The organism is Saccharopolyspora indica, assembly GCF_027853965.1.
Lineage (GTDB): Bacteria > Actinomycetota > Actinomycetes > Mycobacteriales > Pseudonocardiaceae > Saccharopolyspora > Saccharopolyspora indica.
This window is the reverse complement of sequence record NZ_JAQGLB010000017.1, coordinates 114287-134367: the sequence shown is the minus strand read 5'-3', so window position 1 is coordinate 134367 and position 20081 is coordinate 114287. Positions and strand designations below refer to the sequence as shown.

The window sequence follows — 20081 nt, the reverse complement described above, 5'->3', positions numbered from 1 at the left end:
CGCCGTTCCCGGATCTGCCGGGCTGATAGCTTCGCCCGCTGCCAGGACCGGACGGTGCATTGGGGGAACGATGGGACGGTTGCGAACCAGGACGCTCACCGCCGCAGCGGTGAGCGGACTGCTGCTGACCGCGGTGCTGGTCCCGGAGGAGGGTGCCGGGGACGCGGGAGGGGTGGCGCTGCTCCAGAGCGACGACGAACCTCCGGTCATCGATCAGGGCGGCGCCACGTGCGACGTGGAACCGGGCCCCGACCCCTTCTACACCTACGAACCCGAGTACTCGGCGTCCAAGACCTACGACGACCGGTTCGCCCAGCTCGACGAGCAGCTCCCGTACCTGCGGGGGTCGGCGCCGGAGTGGGAGAACTGGACGCCGCAGGGACTGGCGCACTGGCCGGACTGGGACGGTCGGGGCAACGATGCGCTGCTGGTCACCGCCTACCGCGACGGGGACTACGCCCGCATCTACAGCCTCGACCCGGAAACCGGTGCACTGCTCGGTGCGGTCGAGGCCGCGGAGAGCCACGTGGGCGGTATCGCCATCCTGAGGGACTGGGCGTTCGTCTCCGGTCAGACCGAGGACGGAAGGCGCAAGTACCGGAAGTACGATTTGAACGAGCTCCGGGCCAAGCTGCTGGACAGCGACCCGGAAGGGGCGCCCAGCGACCAGCTCCCCAACCTCGATGACAGGGTGGGTGAGCCGGCCGAGCTGGATCTCGCCTACTCGTCGTTCATGGGTACGGACGGCACGACGCTCTACATCGGCGAGTACTTCCGGGGCAACGAGGACACCAAGCGCGCGTACATGGGCGCGTTCTCGGTGGGCGAGAGCGGAGAGCTGGATCTCCAGGCGGAGTACGGCGTACCGCTCGGCGCGCAGGGTGTGACGGTCGTCGGCGGCGACTTCGTGTTCAGCGTGGCGCCCGACCGGACCGAGACCGCTCCACCGCCCGGTGAGCAGCCGCGCAAGGGCTGGAGCTACCTGTACACGATCAGCGCGGCCGACATGGCGGAGAACCTCATCCGCACCGATTCCGACGGGTTCGACAAGGCGACGAGTTGCTACCGCGCGCCCGCCATGTCCGAGGGGATCGCCACCGCGGGTGACCGGTCGTACCTGCTGTTCGAGTCGGGATCGCAGAAGTTCGACGACAACAGCCCGGTGCACCGGATCGAGGAGATCCACGTCGGCCGGGTCGCCGGAGGCGGTGGTGGTGAGCCGGGCGATGGTCAGACCAGCACCACCTACACCGGGCCGACCGAGGCCGATTACCACGACTCGTTCACCGCGTCGGCGAAGCTCGCCGGAGACGGTCCGGTTTCCGGCGCACGGCTGGACTTCGCGCTCGGCGAGGGCGGCGGATCGCAAAGCTGCAGCGGCACAACGGATTCCGCAGGCGATGCGAGCTGCACCCTGACGCCGAACCAGAAGCCCGGACCGACGACGCTGACGGTGCGGTTCGGCGGCGGCGACGGGTTGCAGCCCAGCACCACCACCGTGCCCTTCACCATCAGCAAGCAGGAAACCGCGCTCGCCTACACCGGGCCGAAGCGCGTCGCGAACGGAACTCCGGCGCACCTCTCCGGCGTGCTCACCGAGGAGAACGCCGACGGCCCAACGGTTTCCGGGCGCGAGGTGACGCTGTCGCTGGGCACCGGCGATTCCAGGCAGGAGTGCACCGGGACCACCAATGGCGAAGGCATCGCCGAGTGCACGATCGATGAGGCCGACCAGCCGCTGAACGACGACGCCACGGTCCCGGTCGGGCTCGACTTCACCGGCGACGACTACTACGAGAAGTCCAGCGAGCGCGCGACCGTGCTGCTGGAGTACTACACCGGCCGCTCCTACGGCATCTCGGTCGACGGCCTCCTCGGCATCGAGCCGACCCCGGACACCGGCCAGGTCCGCACCGCGCAAGCCTCGCGCCACGATCCCGGCTGCGCCGTCGGGGCAGGCCTCGCGCTGGTCCGGGCCGGAACGCTGTGCCCGGAGGTGGTGACCAGCCTCGCGCCCGGCACGTCCAAGGCCACGACCACCGTCCAAGACGCGAGCATCGGCCTGCCCGGCCTGCCGTTGATCGAGCTCAGCGGAGTGACGGCACGCTCGACGAGCACCTGCGCCTCTGGCGGCTCGGCCAGCGGCTCGGTCGACCTGACGCTGCGCGTCGGCGGCGAGCTGGTCGAGGTGACCGGCGAGCCGAACGCGGTGGTCGAGCTCCCGGGAGCGGCCCGGCTGGTGATCAACGAGCAGCTCCCGGTGCCCGGCGCGGACCACGGCCGCACCGTCAACGCGGTCCGCATCGAAGCGGGCAACGGCACCGCGGACGTGGTGATCGCCTCGGCGACCAGCGACGTCCACAACTGCGCCTGATCAGCAGCGGGCCCGCTTCACGCGACGCTGGGGGGCGGCCGGTCGGTCGGGGACGATGGTCAATTTCGTACGAAATTGACGTCCACCCGGGTGATGCAGGGCTCCGGCAAAGTCGTCCAGGCTGGGGTCGTGCGGCAGTTTTGCCTGAAACTGACCGGACAATCCGGGCGCGGCGAGGTGTCAGTTTCCGGCAAAACTGCCACCCCGGCCCGGCCGGGCTTTGCCGGAACCCTGCCCGGGCGATGGTCAATTTCGTACGAAATTGACCATCGCCCGGGTGAACCGGGCTGGGGCTGGGTGGGCTGCCGGGGCATCGGGCTCGGCACCTCATCGGAGGGGTTGGCCGGTCGGCGCGGTGGGAGGGGGCTGCGCCGACCGGCCCGCGGGGGCCGGGACTTTCGGGGGCGCGGATTTCGCCCGGCCCTTGGCTTGGTCAGATTCGGTAGAGGGAGTTCAGGGCTCGCTGTTGGAGGTCCAGCGAGGGTGGTGCGTCGTCGGGCCGGTGGGGTTCGCGGAGTCGGTGCCTGCCTTGGTTTTCGCGTTGTTGTCGTTCTTCTTCGACGTGGGCGATGAGCTGCCACACGGTCAGTGCGCCTTCGCCGCTTCCGGAGTGCTGGCCGTAGGCGGCGAAAGTGCGCCAGACCCATCCGGCGGCGATCATCGCGGTCCCGACGCAGACGGTGAACATGATCAGCGAGGTCATGGGTTTCCTCTCAGAGATCGGTCAGTTGAGGGAGTCGCCGGGGATCCACAGCTCGCTCGGTCGGGAGCGGGCGAGCGACGGTGCTCCCGGCGAACCGTGCGGAGGCAGGGCGAGCAGTTCCATCACCACGTCGGCGACCGCGCCTCTGGCGTGCCACAGCGGTGGCGGCGAGTCGTGGAACTCCAGGTCGTCGATCCGGACCCGCGCAGCCAGGGCGTCGAACGCGGACTGCGCCAGGTACATGTCCATCGCGCCGTCCTGAACCCGAATGCCCTGCACAGCGAGGACGTCATCGAGCGCGGGCAGGTACGAGAACCGGAACCCGGCCCGAACGCTCGCCTCCAAAGCCCCCAAGTGAGGCCGCAACCACGCCTCCGGCTCCTCGCCCATCCCGTTTCTCCTAGTCACTGGAGTAACTCGCATTGCTGTCACGCTACAACTGTCACGTGATAGCAAGGAAGATCTCGATCGGATGATGCGGAGGATGTGCGCGATCGTGGGATAGTTCGGTGCCTGACCAGCCCGATCTTGAGAGGACGAGACGATGGCGAATCCGCCTCCGCCGTTGGCGCGACGGATCGAACTCGGTGCACTCCTGCGGACGTACCGCGAGCGCGCGGGTTTGGAAGTCGGCGAGGTCGCGGAGGCGCTCGGCTGGAGCTACGTCCAGAAGGTCGGGCTCATGGAGTCCGGAAAGCGGAAGCTCGCCCCGCTGGAGCTCAACGCGCTGCTGGACCTCTACGGCCTGAGCGCGCCGGAGCGCGAACGAGTCGTCGCTCTCGGCAAGGAAGCGCGTAAGCGCGATGTCGGCCCCGCGTTCGTCGCGGACTGGGCTCAGACCTACGTCGCACTCGAATCCGCAGCGTCACACCTGAAGTTCTATGCGGAAGAGCTGTTGCCAGGTCTTCTTCAAACCGAGGACTACGCACGCGCCATCCTTCAGGAAGGTGGTGCACTGGTGCCGCGCGAAATCGATCGCGCGGTCGCCCGCCGAGCTGAGCGGCAGGAGAGATTCGCCGGATCGGATGCGCCCCGAGTCACCGTCGTTCTGAGCGAGTCGATCTTGCGTCGTGTGGCGGGCGGCCCTGCGGTCAGGCGAGGACAGATCGACTACCTCTGCGCGCTGGCGGCCAGGTCCAACTTCGAAATCCACATCCTGCCGTTCGCGGCAGGCGCTCACATGGCGCTCGGCACTTCGTTCACGCTGCTCCACCTCGGCGATCCTGTGGTGACCTTCGCGTACGTCGAAGCACTGACCGACTCCGACTTCTTTGATGGACCGCCGCACACGGAGCTCTATACGCTGGCGTTCGATCGAGCGCATCGGGCGGCGCTGTCTGAGGCTGAGTCGCTCAAGCTGCTCGAACGAGCCAGGTCTGAGTCTGATTTTCTGGAGTGATCGAAGTGGTGCGCGCGTCCGAGCTTCCCGTGACATGGCGCAAGAGCAGTCGGAGCCAGAACGGGGCGAACAACTGCGTCGAGGTCGCGTGCTTATCCGCCGCCACGGCCATTCGGGATTCGAAGGATCCTGACGGTCCGGCGCTGGTGTTCAGCTCCTCGGCCTTCGGTGGGTTCCTGGGCGCGATCCGGGCCGGGCGGTTCTCGGGCTGACTTCAGGCGACGCTGGGGCGGCCGAGGTCGAAGACGTCGACCTCGAAGCGGGCCCACTGCTGGCGCAGGGCCGTCACGCCGTTGTCGAGGATGTAGTTCAGCTCGCCGAGGGTCACCGGGAGCAGGGTGAACACCTGGAGCTGCTCGACGCCGTCCGGGTCGGTGAACCTGGTGAACTCCGGCGCGAACATCGGGTGACCGCTGGCCAGCACGCCGTGGAACTCGGTGCCCGGCAGCAGCGGCTGCTCGTTCGGCACGATCTGGTCGGGCACCAGGAAGGTGCGCTGCTGCACCAGCACCTCGGCGGTGAGGTCGACCAGGTGCCGCGCGGCCTCGGCCTGCTCCTTGTAGACCGTGCAGGCCAGTTCCTGGGCCGGTTCGGCGCCCAGCGGCTGGAACCGCAGCCCGCTGCTGATCACCGTGGTCAGGTGGTACTTCTCCAGGTTGAAGAAGACCAGCCCGTAGCCGCGGTTGGTGCCGTGCACGTTCGGGGGTTCGGCCGCGGTCGGCGTCCCGGCGTGGCGTTCGAGGTTCTCCGCGAGCCCGACGAACCGGTGCGCGCCGCCGAGGGCGGTGCGTTCGTGCTCGGTGGTCATCCGATCTCCAGTGTCCCTGCCTGCGGTGCGCGCCCGCAGCCGTCTTCCTCCAGGCCTTCCGTCATGCGCGCCATCCGGACCGACGTGCCTGGTCAGCTCGCGTGCGTCCACCGCAACCGTAGCGGCTGCCAGGCCCAGCGTGGACACTTTTGGGTGACAGCTGATCGGGTAGGTCCCGGAATTGTCGTCACCCGACGTCCGGGATCGGGGGACCGAGCAGGTCGTCGGCGTCGACGATCCGGTACGCGTAGCCCTGCTCGGCCAGGAACCGCTGCCGGTGCGCCGCGTAGTCGGTGTCCAGCGTGTCCCGCGAGACCACCGAGTAGAAGTGCGCCTGCTTGCCGTCGGCCTTCGGCCGCAGCAGCCTGCCGAGCCGCTGCGCCTCCTCCTGCCGCGACCCGAAGGTGCCCGACACCTGCACCGCCACCGAGGCCTCCGGCAGGTCGATGGAGAAGTTCGCGACCTTCGAGACCACCAGCCGGTTGATCTCCCCGTTGCGGAAGGCGTCGAACAGCGCCTCGCGCTCCTTGTTCTTCGTCGAGCCCTCCACGATCGGCGCGTCCAGCGCCGCGCCGAGGTCGTGCAGCTGGTCCAGGTAGGCGCCGATGACCAGCGACGGCTCGCCCGGGTGCCGGTCCAGGATCGCCTTGACCACCGGGGCCTTGGTGCGCGCCGTGGAGCACAGCTTGTAGCGCTCCTCGGCCTCGGCGGTGGCGTACTCCAGGCGCTCGTTGTCGGTCAGCGTCACCCGCACCTCGACGCAGTCGGCCGGGGCGATCCAGCCCTGCGCCTCGATGTCCTTCCACGGGGCGTCGTAGCGCTTCGGGCCGATCAGCGAGAACACGTCGCCCTCGCGGCCGTCCTCGCGGACCAGCGTGGCGGTCAGCCCGAGGCGCCGCCGGGACTGCAGGTCGGCGGTCATCCGGAACACCGGCGCGGGCAGCAGGTGCACCTCGTCGTAGACCACCAGGCCCCAGTCGCGGGAGTCGAACAGCTCCAGGTGCTTGTACTCGCCCTTGGAACGGCGGGTGATCACCTGGTAGGTGGCGATGGTGACCGGCCGGATCTCCTTCTTCTCGCCGGAGTACTCGCCGATCTCCTCCTCGGTCAGCGAGGTCCGCTCGATCAGCTCCCGCTTCCACTGCCTGCCCGCGACGGTGTTGGTGACCAGGATCAGCGTGGTCGCCTGCGCCTCGGCCATGGCCGCCGCGCCGACCAGCGTCTTGCCCGCACCGCAGGGCAGCACCACGACGCCCGAGCCGCCCGCCCAGAACGACTGCACCGCCTGCGCCTGGTAGTCGCGCAGCACCCAGCCGTCCTGCTCCAGCTTGATCGGGTGCGCCTCGCCGTCGACGTAACCGGCCAGGTCCTCGGCGGGCCAGCTGACCTTGAGCAGCATCTGCTTGAGCCGCCCGCGCTCGCTGGGGTGCACCACGACGGTGTCGTCGTCGATGCGCTGGCCCAGCATCGGGGTGATCTTCTTGTTCCGCAGGATCTCCTCGAGCACGGCCCGGTCGAAGGACTTCAGCACCAGCCCGTGCGCCGGGTCGTTGACCAGCTGCAACCGCCCGAAGCGCCCCATCGTCTCGACGATGTCGACCAGCAGCGGCTGCGGCACCGGGTAGCGCGAGAAGCGCACCAGCCCGTCCACCACCTGCTCCGCGTCGTGCCCGGCGGCGCGCGCGTTCCACAGCGCCAGCGGCGTGATGCGGTAGGTGTGCACGTGCTCCGGCGCGCGCTCCAGCTCGGCGAACGGAGCGATGGCGGTGCGCGCCTCGTCGGCGAGGGCGTGGTCGACTTCGAGCAGAAGCGTCTTGTCGGACTGGACGATCAGGGGTCCGTCGGTCACGGGTGCGCAGCTCCCTCGGGTCCGCAGGTGATCAGTGACCCCGCCGACACACCCGCCGCGGGGCGTGTGCGCTGGTCACGCGACACCCACGAGGGTACTTGCCGCGAGCGGGCGACGTCCCGCGTCACCCGGCCCCGGTGGTCCCGGGACCGGGCGACGATCGTCAGCGGCGGCCCTTGCCCTTGCCGGACGAGCCGGGGTCGTCGGGCATCTTCGGGTAGTAGGTGCCTTCGTCCTTCTTGCCCGCGCCGGGGTGGGCGATGTCGAGGTGGTCCTTCAACCCGGCGTCCTTGACGATGACGTCCTTGACCGCGGAGGGGCCGGTCTGGTTGTCCTGGAAGATCTTGTGACCACCGACGGAGTTGGGGTTGTCCGCCGCGTTGTACGCCTTGATCTGGTCCGGCGTCATCGTGTTCGGGTACATCGTGCTGGTCTTGACGGGCAGGTTGCCCTTCTTGTCCTTCGCGGCGTCGGAGTTGGTGTAGTCGATCTTGTGCACGTCCGACGGGTCGCCGGTGGTCTTCTGGATCTGGACGTTCTGCGGGGGCCGCCCGTTGGTGTAGGCGTGGAACCCGGTCGGCTTTCCGTCCTTGTTCAGCTCGCCCTTGAAGATGTGGTCCACCTTCTGCTTGTTCATCTCGTCGAACTTCTTGGCGATGTTCGGGATGGCGTCGCGGGCCCGCTGCTCGGGTGTCCTGTTGTCGACCGGGCCCTCGCCGTTGTTGCCGCCGCCCCCGCCTCCGCCGCACGGGCCCTTGCCGCCGCCCCCGCCGCCCTTGTTGCCGCCACCCTTCTTCCCCTTCAGCCCCAGCGGGTCGCTCCAGCCGCTCGGGTTGGGCACGTAGGCGCGGTGGTTCGGGCCCGCTGCCAGCCCGAGCGGGTCGGAGCTGGTGTAGCGGGCCGTGATCGGGTCGTAGTAGCGGAGGTAGTTGTAGTGCAGCCCGGTTTCGCCGTCGTAGTACTGGCCGGGGAAGCGCAGCGGGATGTCGGCGCCTGCCCGGGCGCGGTCGACCGGGTTGCCCCACGTGCTGGTGCGCTGGAACCAGGCGATCCCGCCCTGCTCGTCGACCAGTTCGGTCGGGGTGCCGACGAGGTCGGTGACGATCGCGTAGAACCGGTCGTCCACCCATTCCTGCGGTGCGCGGGAGATCAGCTCGCGCTGGGTCAGCGGGCGGAATCCGTCGGGCCCGTAGTCCCACACCGTGACCCGGCCCGGGGTGCCGGGTTCGAACCAGGCCTGCTCGATCACCGTGTCGTCGTCCCAGGTGAAGTCGACCTGCTCGGCGACGCTGCCGTCGGCGGCCAGGCGCTGCTTGGCGATCCGCCGCCCGAACACGTCGTAGCGGTAGCGCCAGTGCGCGCCGTCGGGCGTGCGCACGCCGACCAGGCGGTTGCCGGAATCCCAGGAGTAGTGCCAGGTCTCGGGCTTCTGCGAGAGGCGCTTGCGGTGCCGCAGCACCATGCGGCCCAGCGCGTCGTGCTCGTCGCGGACGCTGCCCGCGCCGCGCACCACGGTCCCGGTGTAGGCCCGGTCGCCGAGCGCGTCCTGGTCGGCGGCGGTCGGCCACGAAGCGCGGGTGAGGTTGCCCGCGGCGTCGTAGGCGTACTGCTCGGTCCAGCCGGAACCCTGCACGGACAGCACGCGGCCGGCGTGGTCGAGGGCGAACGTCCGCGGCCCGGTGAGCTGGTCCTGGACGCCGGTCAGCATTCCGTCGGCCCGGTAGGAGAAGGACCGCTGCTGGCTTCGCCGGCCTGCCGCGTCGCTGACGGTCTGCGCCCGCAGGAGCTCGTTGTGCGTCCACGCCTGCTCGATCGACATGCCCGCGCCCAGGCTGCGCCGGACCTCGCGGCCGAGGGCGTCGTACTCGAAGCGCAGCGTCCGGCCCGCCGCGTGCAGGGCGATCGGCCGGCTGTTCGCGTCGTACTCCCAGGAGCTCTCCGCCCCGGAGGGCGTGCGCCGCAGGACCCTTCGGCCCAGTGCGTCGTAGACCGAGGTCACGGTGCGGCCGTTGACCGTTTCGGCGGTGACGCGCCCGAGCCGGTCGCGCTGGAACGACACCCGGCTGTCGTCGTTCACCGCCTCCAGCAGGTGGCCCTGGGCGTCGTAGGTGAAGCGGGCGACGGCGGAGCCGGTGCGCCGCTCGACCACCCGGCCCAGCTCGTCGTAGGCGAAGCGGGTCACCTCTCCGGCGGCATCGGTGCGCTCGACGAGCTGACCGGCCGCGTCGTGGACGTACCGGGTCTCGTGCCCGTTGAAGTCGACCTCCCGGACCAGGTTGCCCGCCGCGTCGTAGTCGTACCGCCAGACGAGCCCTTGCTCGTTGGTGACGCCGACCAGCCGCGTCTCGGTGTCGTAGGCCAACCGCAGCAGGCTGCCGTCGGGGCCGGTCTGGACCGTGACGAGGTCGAAGTTCGCGACCTCGGTGCGAGTGGTGGCCGCGAGCTCGTCGGTGTAGGCGCGCTCGTTGTCGCCGCCGTCGTAGGCCCACCGCTGCGTGGTGCCGTCCGCGTCGGTCTGCCAGATGACCTGCCCGGACACGGTGTAGCCGAACCGCTGCACGTCGCCCTGCGCATCGGTGATCGCGGTGGCCCGGCCGAACTGGTCGCGGTCGAACCGGGTGACCGCACCCGACGGGTCGGTGATGGTGACGGGCAGGCCGCCGATCCCGCGCTCGATCCGGGTGGTGTTGCCCAGCGCGTCGGTGAACGAGGCCAGGTCGCCCCGTTCGTCGTAGGCGCAGGTGGTTCTCGCCCCGGTGGGATCGGTCTCCTCGATCAGGTTGCCCAGCTCGTCGTACTCGCACCGGGTGACCGAACCGTCGGCTTCGGTGGCCGCGAGCGGCAGCCCGAATTCGTCGCGCTCCCAGCGCAGTTCACTGCCGTCGGGGCGGGTGGTGGCGATGAGGTGGCCCGCGTCGTCGTACTCGTGGCGCGTCGTGCGGCCGAGCGGGTCGGTGCGGCGCAGCAGGCGGTCGGCCGCGTCCCACTCGGACTCGGTGGTGCCGCCGAGCGGGTTCACCTCCTTGACGACCTGGCCCGCTTCGTTCAGGTGGAACTCGGTGCGGTGTCCCAGGGAATCGGTGTAGCGGGTGATCCGGTTCTCGGTGTCGTACTCCAGCGCTCCGCTGAGGAAGCCGCCCGAGCCTTCGGTGCGCACGCAGCGCCCGGACTCGTCGTAGCCGAACCGGTACCACTCGCCGTTGCGGTCGGTCCAGCTGGTGATGCGCCCTTCCGCGTCGTAGGTGAACCGCAGCGGCCGGCCGGAGGAGTTGATCAGCTCGGTCAGCGCGCCGTCCGCGTAGCCGTAGCGCATCAGCTCGACCTCGGTGCCGTCGGCGGCCACCGAGAACAGCGCCGTGACGCGCTCGTTCGCGGTCTCCACCCGGACCAGGTATCCGGTGCTGTGCCGGATCTCCGTCGGCGCACCGGTTTCGTCGTAGCCGAAGTCGATCCGGTTGTGGTTGCGGTCGAACATCGCGACCAGCAGCCGGGATCCGGTGCCCGGGGCGAAGTGCAGCACGCAGCCGCGCTCCGCGTCCTTGACCAGGTATCCGCCGTCGTCCAGCCTGCCCAGCGAGCGCGCCGGGCCGTCGACGCTGGTCACCCACTCGCCCGCGGTCGGGTGCGCGAAGTGCTGGAGGGTGCCGTCGGCGGCGGCGTAGCTGATCCCGCTGCCGTCCACCTCCAGTCGTTCGTCCAGTGTGGACATCCAGCTGCGGCCGAACCAGCGGCCGAGCCGGTACCGGGAGAAGTGGCTGCGGTTGATCTCCAGCGGCAGGGCGTTCTCGAACCGGACATCGGTGGCGCTCATGATCATCTGGCCGGTGGCCACGTCGATCGGGTCGCCGACGGTGGTGCACTTGTCCATCGAACGCGGGTTGGAGTTCTGGTTGCGGGTGCCCGAGGGGTTGCTCCGGGCGGGTGGCGGATTTCCGCCCGGGGAGCGGGGATTCGGCCCCGGTGACCCGCCACCGCCGAGCGAGCGGTCGGTGTTCGGCGAACCGCCGTTGCCCCCGGAGCGGTCGGACGAGCCGTTGCCGCCGCCCGACCCGTTTCCGCCGGTGCCCTGCGAGTGGGTGGACGCCGGGTCGTCGTTGTTGTCCTTCTTGCCGTTGCCGTCGCCCTTGCCTCGGTCCGGCTTGGGGCTGTCGGGCTTGTCGTTGGAGCCGCCCTTGTCCTTCTTGATCTTGTCGAGCGCCTTCTTGGCGTCGCCGAAGCCGTCCTTGAGCTTCTTCATCAGCTTGCCCAGCGACTTCATCGCCTTGACCAGCTTCGTGGTGATGTCGGCGATCTTGGCCACCGTCTTGGCCACCGCCGCGATGACCTGCGGAACCACCCAGGCCATCGCGATGCCCAAGGTCGCCAGCACCTGCAACGCCCAGGAGATCAGGCTGCCGACGAGCTCGGCGATGATGTCGCGCACCAGGCTGCGCACCGCCGCCACGACCTCACCCGCGGTGCCGACGCCTTCCGAGGCGCCCTCGGCCGCCGCCTTGGCCGCTTCGATGAGCTTTCCGGTGTCCTCGCTGCGCTTGCGGTAGGAATCCGCGGCTTCGCCGGTCCAGTCCGCGACGTCGCTGCTGACCATGCCGGCCATCTCGGTGTTGATCTCGCCGAGCTCGGTGGCGACGTTCTTCCACGTCTCGGAGTGGGCCTTGATCTGATCGGCATCACCGGTCAAGGCGTCCAGCGCATCGGACAACGGGCCGACGTGCTCCATCAGCCAGCCGACACCGGCCGACAGGATCGCCCCGAACGGATCCAGCGCCATGTCCAGCGCATCCAGGCCGGTGCCCACCGCACCCATCACGCCCGACGCCCAGTCGCCGGACTCGATGGCCTTCTTCGTCTCGTCGATCGATTCCAGGATCGGCACGCCGCTGAACGACTTCGTCGAATCCTCGCGCTCCGCCACCAGCGGATTACCCACGACCACACCCCAATGTCCGGAAACCGGCTTCGTCCAGGCCCTTCCAGCGCGCTCGTGCGAGAACCGCGGGCGGGACGCCCCCTGCCGGACCGCGAAACCGCTGGCAGCCACCGCTGCCGAGCATCCCAACGCCGGGCCGCCCGCTGGCCGGGTCGACCGGCTCGCTGCCCCCGTGCACAGCCACACCTGCCCGCATGGTCACCGAGACCGCCAACGCCGGGCCAACGCGATGCCGGCACCCCGGGCTTCCCGGAGGCGGAACGGCAGGTCATGCTGTTGATCGGGAAGGCTCCTGACCGGTGTGGCGCACGCTTCCATATCACCAGTTCGCGCACCGAAGTCCGGGCGGGCGGTTAGCCTTCTCGGGGTGAACGAATATACGGAGGAGCAGTGAGCTACCCACAGCAGCCGGATCCTTACGGATCGCAGTCGGGGCCGTACTCGAACCAGCAGTACCCCAGCGGTCAGTACCCGACCGGCGGCTATCCGACCGGTGGTTACCCGCCGCCGAACGAACCGGACGACTTCTGGCGCCACGTCGCCGGGAACCAGCCGCCGCCGATGCCGCCGAAGAAGAAGTCCACCGGGCTCATCATCGGTCTGATCGGCGCCGGCGTCGCGGTGATCGGCGTGATCACGCTGGTGGTCGTGATGATCATCAACGTCAGCAGCCGCCCGCAGGCGAACCCGACGCTGCCCACCGGCGGTGACCCCACCCAGAGCCGGACCAGCGAGAGCCGGGTCGACACCGGCCCGGTCACCCAGGGCGACTGCGTCGACCTGGCCGACGAGAGCGGCGGCGAGATGACCATCGCCAGCTGCGGGTCGACCGAGTCCGACTACGAGGTCGTGAAGGTCTCCAGCGGCACCGACCGCTCGGTGTGCGGTGACGACTACAGCAACATCACCGGCGGCAAGACCTACTGCATCGTCCTCGACGTCGAGGCGGGCGACTGCATCACGCCGTACAACGAATCGGGCAACCGCATCCCGCTGAAGCTGGACTGCTCCGAGGCGAAGGACCAGATCACCAGGGTCGCCCCGCGCGGCGAACCGGCGCAGGTCTGCGGCGAGGGCGACGGCTACTACAACTTCGCGGAGAAGACCTTCTGCTTCAACGACGTCAAGGGCGCCTGACCCCCTCGGCGTGAGCTGCGCCTTCCGGGCAGCCGAACCTCCTCCCTCCGTCCCACCCGGTGGTTCCGCGCGGAACCACCGGGTGGTTTCGGACACCCCGCGCGGAAAGAGTCCAGCTCGGCCCTCCCCGATTCCGCCCAGTGACCAACGCGATCTGGTCCAGACCGGGCTGATGTGTTCTCGTTGCAGGGACAACCTCGCAGGTGAGCGGGGTTGTTCGCATGATGAGGGAGGCTTGCGATGCGCAGCGAGGACCGCACGGTCCGTAACATCACCCGGACCCTGATGCGGGAACTCGGGTTGACCACCGTGTTCGGGAACCCGGGCACGACCGAGGTGCCGTTCCTGACCGGCTGGCCGGACGACTTCCGGTACGTGCTCGGCCTGCAGGAGTCCGCGGTGGTCGCGATGGCCGACGGTTACGCGCAGGCGCGTCGCGAGCCGGTGCTGGTCAACCTGCACTCCGCGGGCGGGGTGGGGCACGCGCTCGGCGCGATCTTCACCGCCTACCGCAACCGCACGCCGATGATCATCACCGCGGGCCAGCAGACCCGCAGCCTGATGTTCGGCGAACCGTTCCTCGGCGCCACCGACGCGCCGAACTTCCCGCAGCCGTACGTGAAGTGGAGCTACGAGCCCGCGCGCGCCGAAGACGTGCCCGCCGCGCTGGTTCGCGCCTACCAGCTGGCCACCACGCCGCCGTACGGCCCGGTGTTCCTGTCCATCCCCGCCGACGACTGGGACCAGCCCGGCGTCCCGGTGCCCGCCCGCCCGCGCACCCCCGGCTTCGCGCCGGATCCGGCCGCGGTGTCCGAGCTGGTCGAGGCGCTGCGCGGCTGCGAGCGCCCGGCGTTCGTGGTCGGCCCCGCGGTGGACGGCGACCAGGTGGTCGACGAGATGGTGCAGCTGGCCGAGAGGTCGAAGGCCGCGGTGCTGGTGGCCCCCATGTCGCCGCGCTGCTCCTTCCCGGAGGACCACCCGCAGTTCGCCGGGTTCCTGCAGCCCGAGCAGCGCGCGCTCACCGCGGAACTGGCCGAGTACGACCTGGTCGTGGTGTGGGGCGCGCCGGCGTTCACCTACCACGTGTACCGCGGCGAGAGCGAGGTCGAGCTCCCGGAGATGTTCCTGGTGCACGACGACCCGGAGGTGCTGGCCCGAGCCCGCCAGGGCCGCGGCGTGCTGAGCACCCTGGCGCACGCGGTGCAGCAGGTGAACGCGCAGGTCGAGGACGTGCAGCGCCCTGCGCCGCGGACTTACGCCCGGCCGGAGAAGCCGGTCGCGGCCACGCCGCTGAGCGCGGCCTACGTGTTCGACGCGATCTCCGAGGCGCTGCCCGCGGACGCGGCGGTGGTGGAGGAGACGCCCAGCCACCGCAACGACCTGCACGAGCACTTCCCGATCCGCTCGACCGACGGCGGCTTCTTCACCGGCTTCTCCGGCGCGCTCGGCTACGGCATCTGCGCGGCGGTCGGCGTGGCGATGGCCGACCCGAAGCGGCGCACGGTGGCGCTGCTGGGCGACGGCTCCAGCATGTACGGCATCCAGTCGGTCTGGACGGCGGTCCGCGAGCAGGCCCCGGTCACCTTCGTGATCATGGACAACTCCCGCTACGCGGCGGTGGCGGTCCTGGGCGAGGCGGCGGGCGGCGACAAGCTCCCCGGCGTGGAGCTCGGCGGCATCGACTTCACGGCCCTGGCGACCAGCCTCGGCTGCCCGTCCAAGCTCGTCGAAACCCCGGAGGAGCTGGCGACGGCCCTGTCCGAGGAGTTCGCGGCGGACAAGCAGGGCCCGACCCTCCTCCACGTCAAGGTCGACCCGAACCAGCGCTACCTGTACTGACGGTTCAGCCTGCACCGGGCCCGTGAGCGTTTTGTGGGGCTATAGCACCACAAACCACTCACGGGCTTTTGTGCGCTGAACGGCCGGTCGGCGAACTAGCATGGCCTGCTGTGCTGACAAATGAACAGGTTGTCGGGCGAGCTCTGGACCGGATCGGGGCCGGGTACGTCTTCCCGGAGAAGGTCGTGGACATCGACAGCGCGATCCGGCGCCGTCTCGCCGCGGGCGAGTACGCCGATGTGGACGGTCCTGCCCTGTGCGAGGCGGTGACCGCGCACCTCCAGGAAGCGTGCCCGGACAAGCACCTTCGGCTGCTCTGGTCGGACGAGCCGCAGTCCCTGGAACCGGCCGACGAGGACGGGGGACAGGCCGCGTTCCTCGCGCTGCTCCGGGCCGAGAACCAGGGGATTCGCCGCGTCGAGCGGTTGAACGGCAACATCGGGCTCATCGACGTCCGGCGCATCGCTTCCGCCGACGAGGGCGCTGCCGCGATCGGCGCGGCGATGCAACTGGTCGCGGGCAGCTCCGCGCTCGTCCTGGATCTCCGCGAATGCCGCGGCGGGCTCCCGGAGGGAGCTGCGATGTGGTGCAGCTACTTCTTCCGCGACGACCAGGTGCACCTCAACGACTTCTACGAGCGCTCCACCGGCGCCACGCGGCAGTACTGGACGATCGCGCACCTGCCGGCGCCGCGCTACGCTGACCGCCCGGTCTACGTGCTGACCAGCGCGATCACGTTCTCCGGAGGCGAGGACGTGGCCTACACCCTCCAGGCGCACGGCCGAGCCGAGCTCATCGGCGAGACGACACGAGGCGGCGCGCACCCGACGGCCCGCCACCCGGTCACCGAACACATCCTCGTGACCGTGCCGACGGCCCGGACCATCAACAGCGTCACCGGCACGAACTGGGAGGGCGTCGGCGTGATCCCCGACGTACCCGTCCCAGCGGACCAGGCCCTCGACACAGCCCTCAAAGCCGCGCGAACGCACCTCGACGCATAGGCGCACGGCAGAGCCGATCGACGGTTCCGCCTGCACAGGGCCCGTGAGCGCTTTGTGGTGCTATAACCCCACAAAGCACTCACGGGCTCTTCTGCGCAGGACGGCCGAGACTCGATGAGTGGTGAGCCCGGTCGCGGAAAGCGTGAAGGGCACCTTTCGCCAAGTTTGTTGGCGAAAGGTGCCCTTCACCTCGGGTCAGTTGCGCTTGGCGGTTTCGGCTGCTTCGGCCTGCTCCGCTTCCGCCCACTGCTTCGCCGTCGACTTCTCCGCGTCGTCCGCGGACTTCTCGTCGGCGTCGGGCTTCGGGTCGTCCACATCGGACTCCGTCGCCGCGTCGGCTGCCGTCGCCGCGGGCTTCTCGTCGGCCGACTCCGCCTCCGGCGGCGTCGCTGCCCCGGCCTCCGGCTTCGCCGTCGCCGCCTCCGGGGCGGGCTTGGCCGCCGCGGTGCGGACGTCGAGGAGGCGGGCCACCTCGCTGCGGAGGTGGACGAAGGTCTCCGACTCGCGGGTGGTGATCTGGTCGCGCTCGTCGCCGAGCGGGATCTCCAGGTCCGCCACCACGCTGGCCGGGGACTTCGACAGCACGAACACCCGGTCCGCCAGGTAGATGCTCTCGTCGATGTCGTGGGTGACCAGCAGGACCGTGCTGTCGAACTGCTTGCGCACCCGCAGCAGCAGGTCCTCCAGCTCGAAGCGGGTCTGGGCGTCCACCGAGGCGAACGGCTCGTCCATCAGCAGCAGGGCCGGGCGGCAGGCCAGCGCGCGGGCGATGGACACCCGCTGCTGCATGCCGCCGGAGAGCTGCCACGGGTACTTCTTCGCCGCCGCCGACAGGCCCACCCACTCCAGGACCTCGTCGGCGCGCTCGCGCCGCTCGGCCTTGCTCACGCCGCGCGAGCGCAGCGGGAACTCCACGTTGGAGCGCACCGACAACCACGGGAACAGCGAGCGGCTGTAGTCCTGGAACACCACGGCCAGGTCCTCGGGCACGCCGTTCACCGGGGAGCCGTTGAGCTCCACCTTGCCGCTGGTCGGCTTGATCAGCCCGGAGATGGAGCGCAGCATGGTCGACTTGCCGCAGCCGGACGGGCCGACGATGCAGGCCAGCTCACCGGTGCGCACCTGGAAGGTCAGGTCGGCGATGGCCTGGTGGCCGTTCGCGCCCCCGTAGCGGTGGCCGAGCCCGGAGACTTCCAGCATGGTCTTGGTTTCGGTCTTCACGATTCAGCCTCCGACTACGTTCGCCGACGGTTGCCAGCTCAGCGCGCGGCGCTCCACCGCGAGCAGCAGGGTGTTCAGCAGGTATCCGAGCACGCCCAGCAGGACGATGCCCGCCCACATGGCGGGCAGGTCGAACGCCCGCTGGTCGAAGATCAGCCGGTAGCCGATGCCGTTGGTGGAGCCGACCAGCTCCGAGACGACCATCAGCACCAGCGCCAGCGAGAGGCTCACCCGCAGCCCGGCGAAGATCTTCGGGGTCGCGGCGGGCAGCACCACGCCGAACACCCAGTGCGAGCGCGGGATGCGGAACGACCGGGCGGTGTCCACCTTGACCTGGTCGACCGAGCGCACGCCGTCCACCGTGTTGAGCAGGATCGGCCACATCACGCCGAAGACGATCACGGTGATCTGCATTTCCGGGCCGATGCCCAGCAGCACCAGGAACACCGGGACCAGCACCGGCGGCGGGATGGCGCGCATGAACGCCATCAGCGGTCCGAAGTAGTCCATGCCGGTGCGGGAGCGGCCGAGCAGCGTGCCCAGCCCGACGCCGACGACCACCGCGATCAGCCAGCCGGCGAACACCCGGCCGAGGCTGGCGAGCAGGTCGGTGAAGACCTCGTCGGTCAGGAACAGCGAGGACGCCGGTCCGCTGAACCACTTCTGGCCCGCGGCTTCCAGGATCTGCGTCGGCGGCGGGAAGAACGGGTTCTGCGCGAACCGCGTCGCCAGTTCCCACAGCACCACCGCGACGATGAACACCAGCCACTGGCGCAAAAATCCCTGCAGCTTGCTCATGCTGCCTCCCGATCCACTGTGCTCCACCGGAGGCCGCGCTTGTGCAGCAGTTCCAGCGCCTCGTTGATCAGGTAGCCGATGATGCCCGCGACCAGCGTGCCCGCCATGACCAGGTCCATCCGGCCCGCGCCGGAGCTGGCGTCGAGCACGAAGTTGCCCAGCCCGCTGCTGCCGCCCGCCAGGAACTCGGTGCTGACCACCAGGATCAGCGCCACCGCGGCGGACATCCGGATGCCGGTGAGCACGAACGGCGCCGCGTTGGGCAGCGCCACGGTGAACATCACGCGACCGCGGCCGAGCCCGAAGGAGCGGGCGGTGTCGACCATGACCGGGTCGATCTCGTCCAGCGCGTAGATGGTGTTGAACAGGATCGGCCACACCGCGGCGTACACCGCGAGCGTGATCTTGGTCTCCGGACCCGCGCCGACCAGCACGATCGCCAGCGGGATCAGCGCCACCGACGGGATCGGGCGGAGGAACTCGATGATCGAGCGGGTGGCCACCCGGATGCTGCGGACGCTGCCCAGCAGCAGTCCGGCCGGGACGGCGATGGCGATGGCGATGCCCAGCGAGATCGCCCAGGCCAGCACGCTGGCGATCACGTCGAGCAGGAAGTCCCGGTCGCCGAGCAGCTCGACGAGTTGCAGGAGCACTGTGGACGGTGGCGGAAAGTATTGCTGGGGAACGGTTCCGGACCAGCTGAAGGCTTCCCAGACGAGCAGGAAGCCCAGCAGCCCGAGGAGTCCCCGGAGTGTTTTCGTCATTTCCCGATATCAGCTCTGTGGTGGTGCGCCCGGCGATTTTCGTCGGTGTGCGCGAATTGCAGCATTCGTGGTGGGAGGTGCGGCCCTCGGGGCGGACCTTGAACGGCAAATGGCAACGCGGTGCCAATTCCCGGGAAACCCCAGGAGAACTGGTGCGGTCGGGAGTGCGGAATCGCGCTGCGCGATTCCGCACTCACCGCACGTCAGCTCACGCCTTGGGGGTGACGATCATCTCTTCGACGTTGATGTCGGTGTTGATGAAGCCGAACTGCTTCATCAGGCGCGGCACGCGCTGCAGGCGGGTCGCGTCGGCGTGGGAGTTGAACTTCAGCAGCGTGATGATCGCCGCCGTCTCCTTGTCGATCTTCGCGAACTCCGGCAGCAGCGGCTCGATCTTGCTGCGGTCCTGCGCCTCGGCGACCGCGCGGTCCATCACCTTCTGGAACGCGGCGACGGTCTTGGGGTGCTCGTCGACGAACTTCGCGGTCGCGCCGTAGCCGGTCAGCGGCAGGTCCTCCAGCGGGCCGGTGGCGGTGTCGACCACCGGGATCGCGCCGTTGCGGGCGGCCATGGTGAGGAAGGGCTCGGTGACGATCGCGGCGTCTACGCGGCCCTGGTCCAGCGCGGCGGGCATGTTCATGAACGGCACCGGGGTGAGCTCAGCTTTGCTGAAGTCCACGCCGTGGGCGTCCAGAGTGGCCTTGACCAGCAGCTCGGTGATGGTGCCCGGGCCGCTGATGGCGATCTTCTTGTCCGTCAGGTCCTGCGGCTTGCGGATGTTGGTCTTCGGCGAGGTCATGATCACCGTGCTGTTCGGCGTGGCCGAAGCGCAGTCGGCGACGATCCGCAGCGGGGCGGTGCCGCTGGCCTGAGCGGTGAAGAACGGCACGTAGCTGCTGTAGGTGATGTCGTAGTCACCGCCGATGGTGCTGGCCAGGGCCGCGCTGCCGTCGTTGGCGTTGACGATCTCGACGTTGAGGCCGACCTCCTGGAAGTAGCCGTTCTTCACGGCCAGGTGCAGCGGCGCCAGGTCGTTGATCGGCAGCGCGCCGATCCGCAGGTTCTGCTTCTCGACCAGGTCGTTCCCACCACTGTCCCCTTGCGACCCGCCGAGGAGTCCGCAGCCGCTCGTACCCAGCAGCGCACCGGCGGTGACGGCTCCGCCTGCGAGTTTCAGCAGGCTCCTGCGGGGGAGGGCGCGGTGGACGGGGCTCATGTGTTCCTCCTCGGATACGGGGTGCGACATGGTGCGAGA

The 20081-nt window shown here is 69.5% G+C and carries 15 protein-coding genes; 6 read left to right on the top strand and 9 right to left on the bottom strand.

What is annotated here, in order from left to right; translation table 11 throughout:
- Positions 1 to 70: 70 nt before the first annotated feature.
- Entirely contained in the window at positions 71 to 2374 is a 2304-nt protein-coding gene (locus tag OU416_RS29845) for a choice-of-anchor P family protein (RefSeq protein ID WP_270930371.1), read from the top strand.
- Positions 2375 to 2807: 433 nt separating this feature from the next.
- Here OU416_RS29845 and OU416_RS29840 read toward each other — a convergent pair whose 3' ends face one another.
- Together OU416_RS29840 and OU416_RS29835 are read right to left on the bottom strand one after the other, a co-directional pair.
- Positions 2808 to 3077 carry a hypothetical protein gene (locus OU416_RS29840; protein WP_270930370.1) on the bottom strand — a complete coding sequence of 90 codons (270 nt, stop codon included), beginning with the start codon at positions 3075 to 3077 and terminating at the stop codon, positions 2808 to 2810.
- Between the two features lie 21 nt (positions 3078 to 3098).
- Positions 3099 to 3467: a hypothetical protein gene (locus tag OU416_RS29835; RefSeq protein WP_270930369.1), complete on the bottom strand. Its 369-nt coding sequence runs from the start codon at positions 3465 to 3467 to the stop codon at positions 3099 to 3101.
- 154 nt (positions 3468 to 3621) lie between these two features.
- Between OU416_RS29835 and OU416_RS29830 the strand changes: the two genes are divergently transcribed.
- Positions 3622 to 4476: a helix-turn-helix domain-containing protein gene (locus OU416_RS29830; protein WP_270930368.1), complete on the top strand. Its 855-nt coding sequence runs from the start codon at positions 3622 to 3624 to the stop codon at positions 4474 to 4476.
- On the top strand, positions 4473 to 4688 hold the full coding sequence (locus OU416_RS29825; protein WP_270930367.1) for a DUF397 domain-containing protein: 216 nt from the start codon (positions 4473 to 4475) through the stop codon (positions 4686 to 4688). The genes OU416_RS29830 and OU416_RS29825 overlap by 4 nt, the downstream gene beginning before the upstream one ends.
- Before the next feature lie 2 nt (positions 4689 to 4690).
- On the opposite strand, the gene OU416_RS29820 is transcribed toward OU416_RS29825, so the two are convergent.
- From OU416_RS29820 to OU416_RS29810, 3 genes are all read right to left on the bottom strand, one after another.
- The gene (locus OU416_RS29820; protein WP_270930366.1) at positions 4691 to 5284 is read right to left on the bottom strand and encodes a suppressor of fused domain protein; all 594 of its coding nucleotides are present in this window, start codon (positions 5282 to 5284) and stop codon (positions 4691 to 4693) included.
- 187 nt (positions 5285 to 5471) lie between these two features.
- Positions 5472 to 7133: a DNA repair helicase XPB gene (locus OU416_RS29815; protein WP_270930365.1), complete on the bottom strand. Its 1662-nt coding sequence runs from the start codon at positions 7131 to 7133 to the stop codon at positions 5472 to 5474.
- A 163-nt stretch (positions 7134 to 7296) separates the two neighbouring features.
- A complete protein-coding gene (locus OU416_RS29810) occupies positions 7297 to 12063 on the bottom strand; it encodes an RHS repeat-associated core domain-containing protein (RefSeq protein ID WP_270930364.1) in 4767 nt (1588 codons plus the stop codon).
- Positions 12064 to 12453: 390 nt separating this feature from the next.
- On the opposite strand from OU416_RS29810, the gene OU416_RS29805 reads away from it, so the two are divergent.
- The 3 genes from OU416_RS29805 to OU416_RS29795 all read left to right on the top strand — a co-directional run bounded on the left by OU416_RS29805 (position 12454) and on the right by OU416_RS29795 (position 16043).
- Entirely contained in the window at positions 12454 to 13200 is a 747-nt protein-coding gene (locus OU416_RS29805; RefSeq protein ID WP_270930363.1) for an LppU/SCO3897 family protein, read from the top strand.
- 240 nt (positions 13201 to 13440) lie between these two features.
- Complete coding sequence (gene mdlC / locus OU416_RS29800) at positions 13441 to 15039, top strand: benzoylformate decarboxylase (protein WP_270930362.1); 1599 nt, start codon at positions 13441 to 13443, stop codon at positions 15037 to 15039.
- A 110-nt stretch (positions 15040 to 15149) separates the two neighbouring features.
- Positions 15150 to 16043 (top strand): S41 family peptidase, encoded by an 894-nt coding sequence (locus OU416_RS29795; protein ID WP_270930361.1) that lies wholly within the window; start codon positions 15150 to 15152, stop codon positions 16041 to 16043.
- A gap of 195 nt (positions 16044 to 16238) precedes the next feature.
- Here OU416_RS29795 and OU416_RS29790 read toward each other — a convergent pair whose 3' ends face one another.
- The 4 genes from OU416_RS29790 to OU416_RS29775 form a co-directional block, all read right to left on the bottom strand.
- Positions 16239 to 17243 (bottom strand): ABC transporter ATP-binding protein, encoded by a 1005-nt coding sequence (locus OU416_RS29790; protein WP_270930427.1) that lies wholly within the window; start codon positions 17241 to 17243, stop codon positions 16239 to 16241.
- 24 nt (positions 17244 to 17267) lie between these two features.
- On the bottom strand, positions 17268 to 18062 hold the full coding sequence (locus OU416_RS29785) for an ABC transporter permease (RefSeq protein WP_270930360.1): 795 nt from the start codon (positions 18060 to 18062) through the stop codon (positions 17268 to 17270).
- On the bottom strand, positions 18059 to 18826 hold the full coding sequence (locus OU416_RS29780; protein WP_270930359.1) for an ABC transporter permease: 768 nt from the start codon (positions 18824 to 18826) through the stop codon (positions 18059 to 18061). The genes OU416_RS29785 and OU416_RS29780 overlap by 4 nt, the downstream gene beginning before the upstream one ends.
- 208 nt (positions 18827 to 19034) lie before the next feature.
- Entirely contained in the window at positions 19035 to 20042 is a 1008-nt protein-coding gene (locus OU416_RS29775; protein ID WP_270930358.1) for an ABC transporter substrate-binding protein, read from the bottom strand.
- Positions 20043 to 20081: the final 39 nt, after the last annotated feature.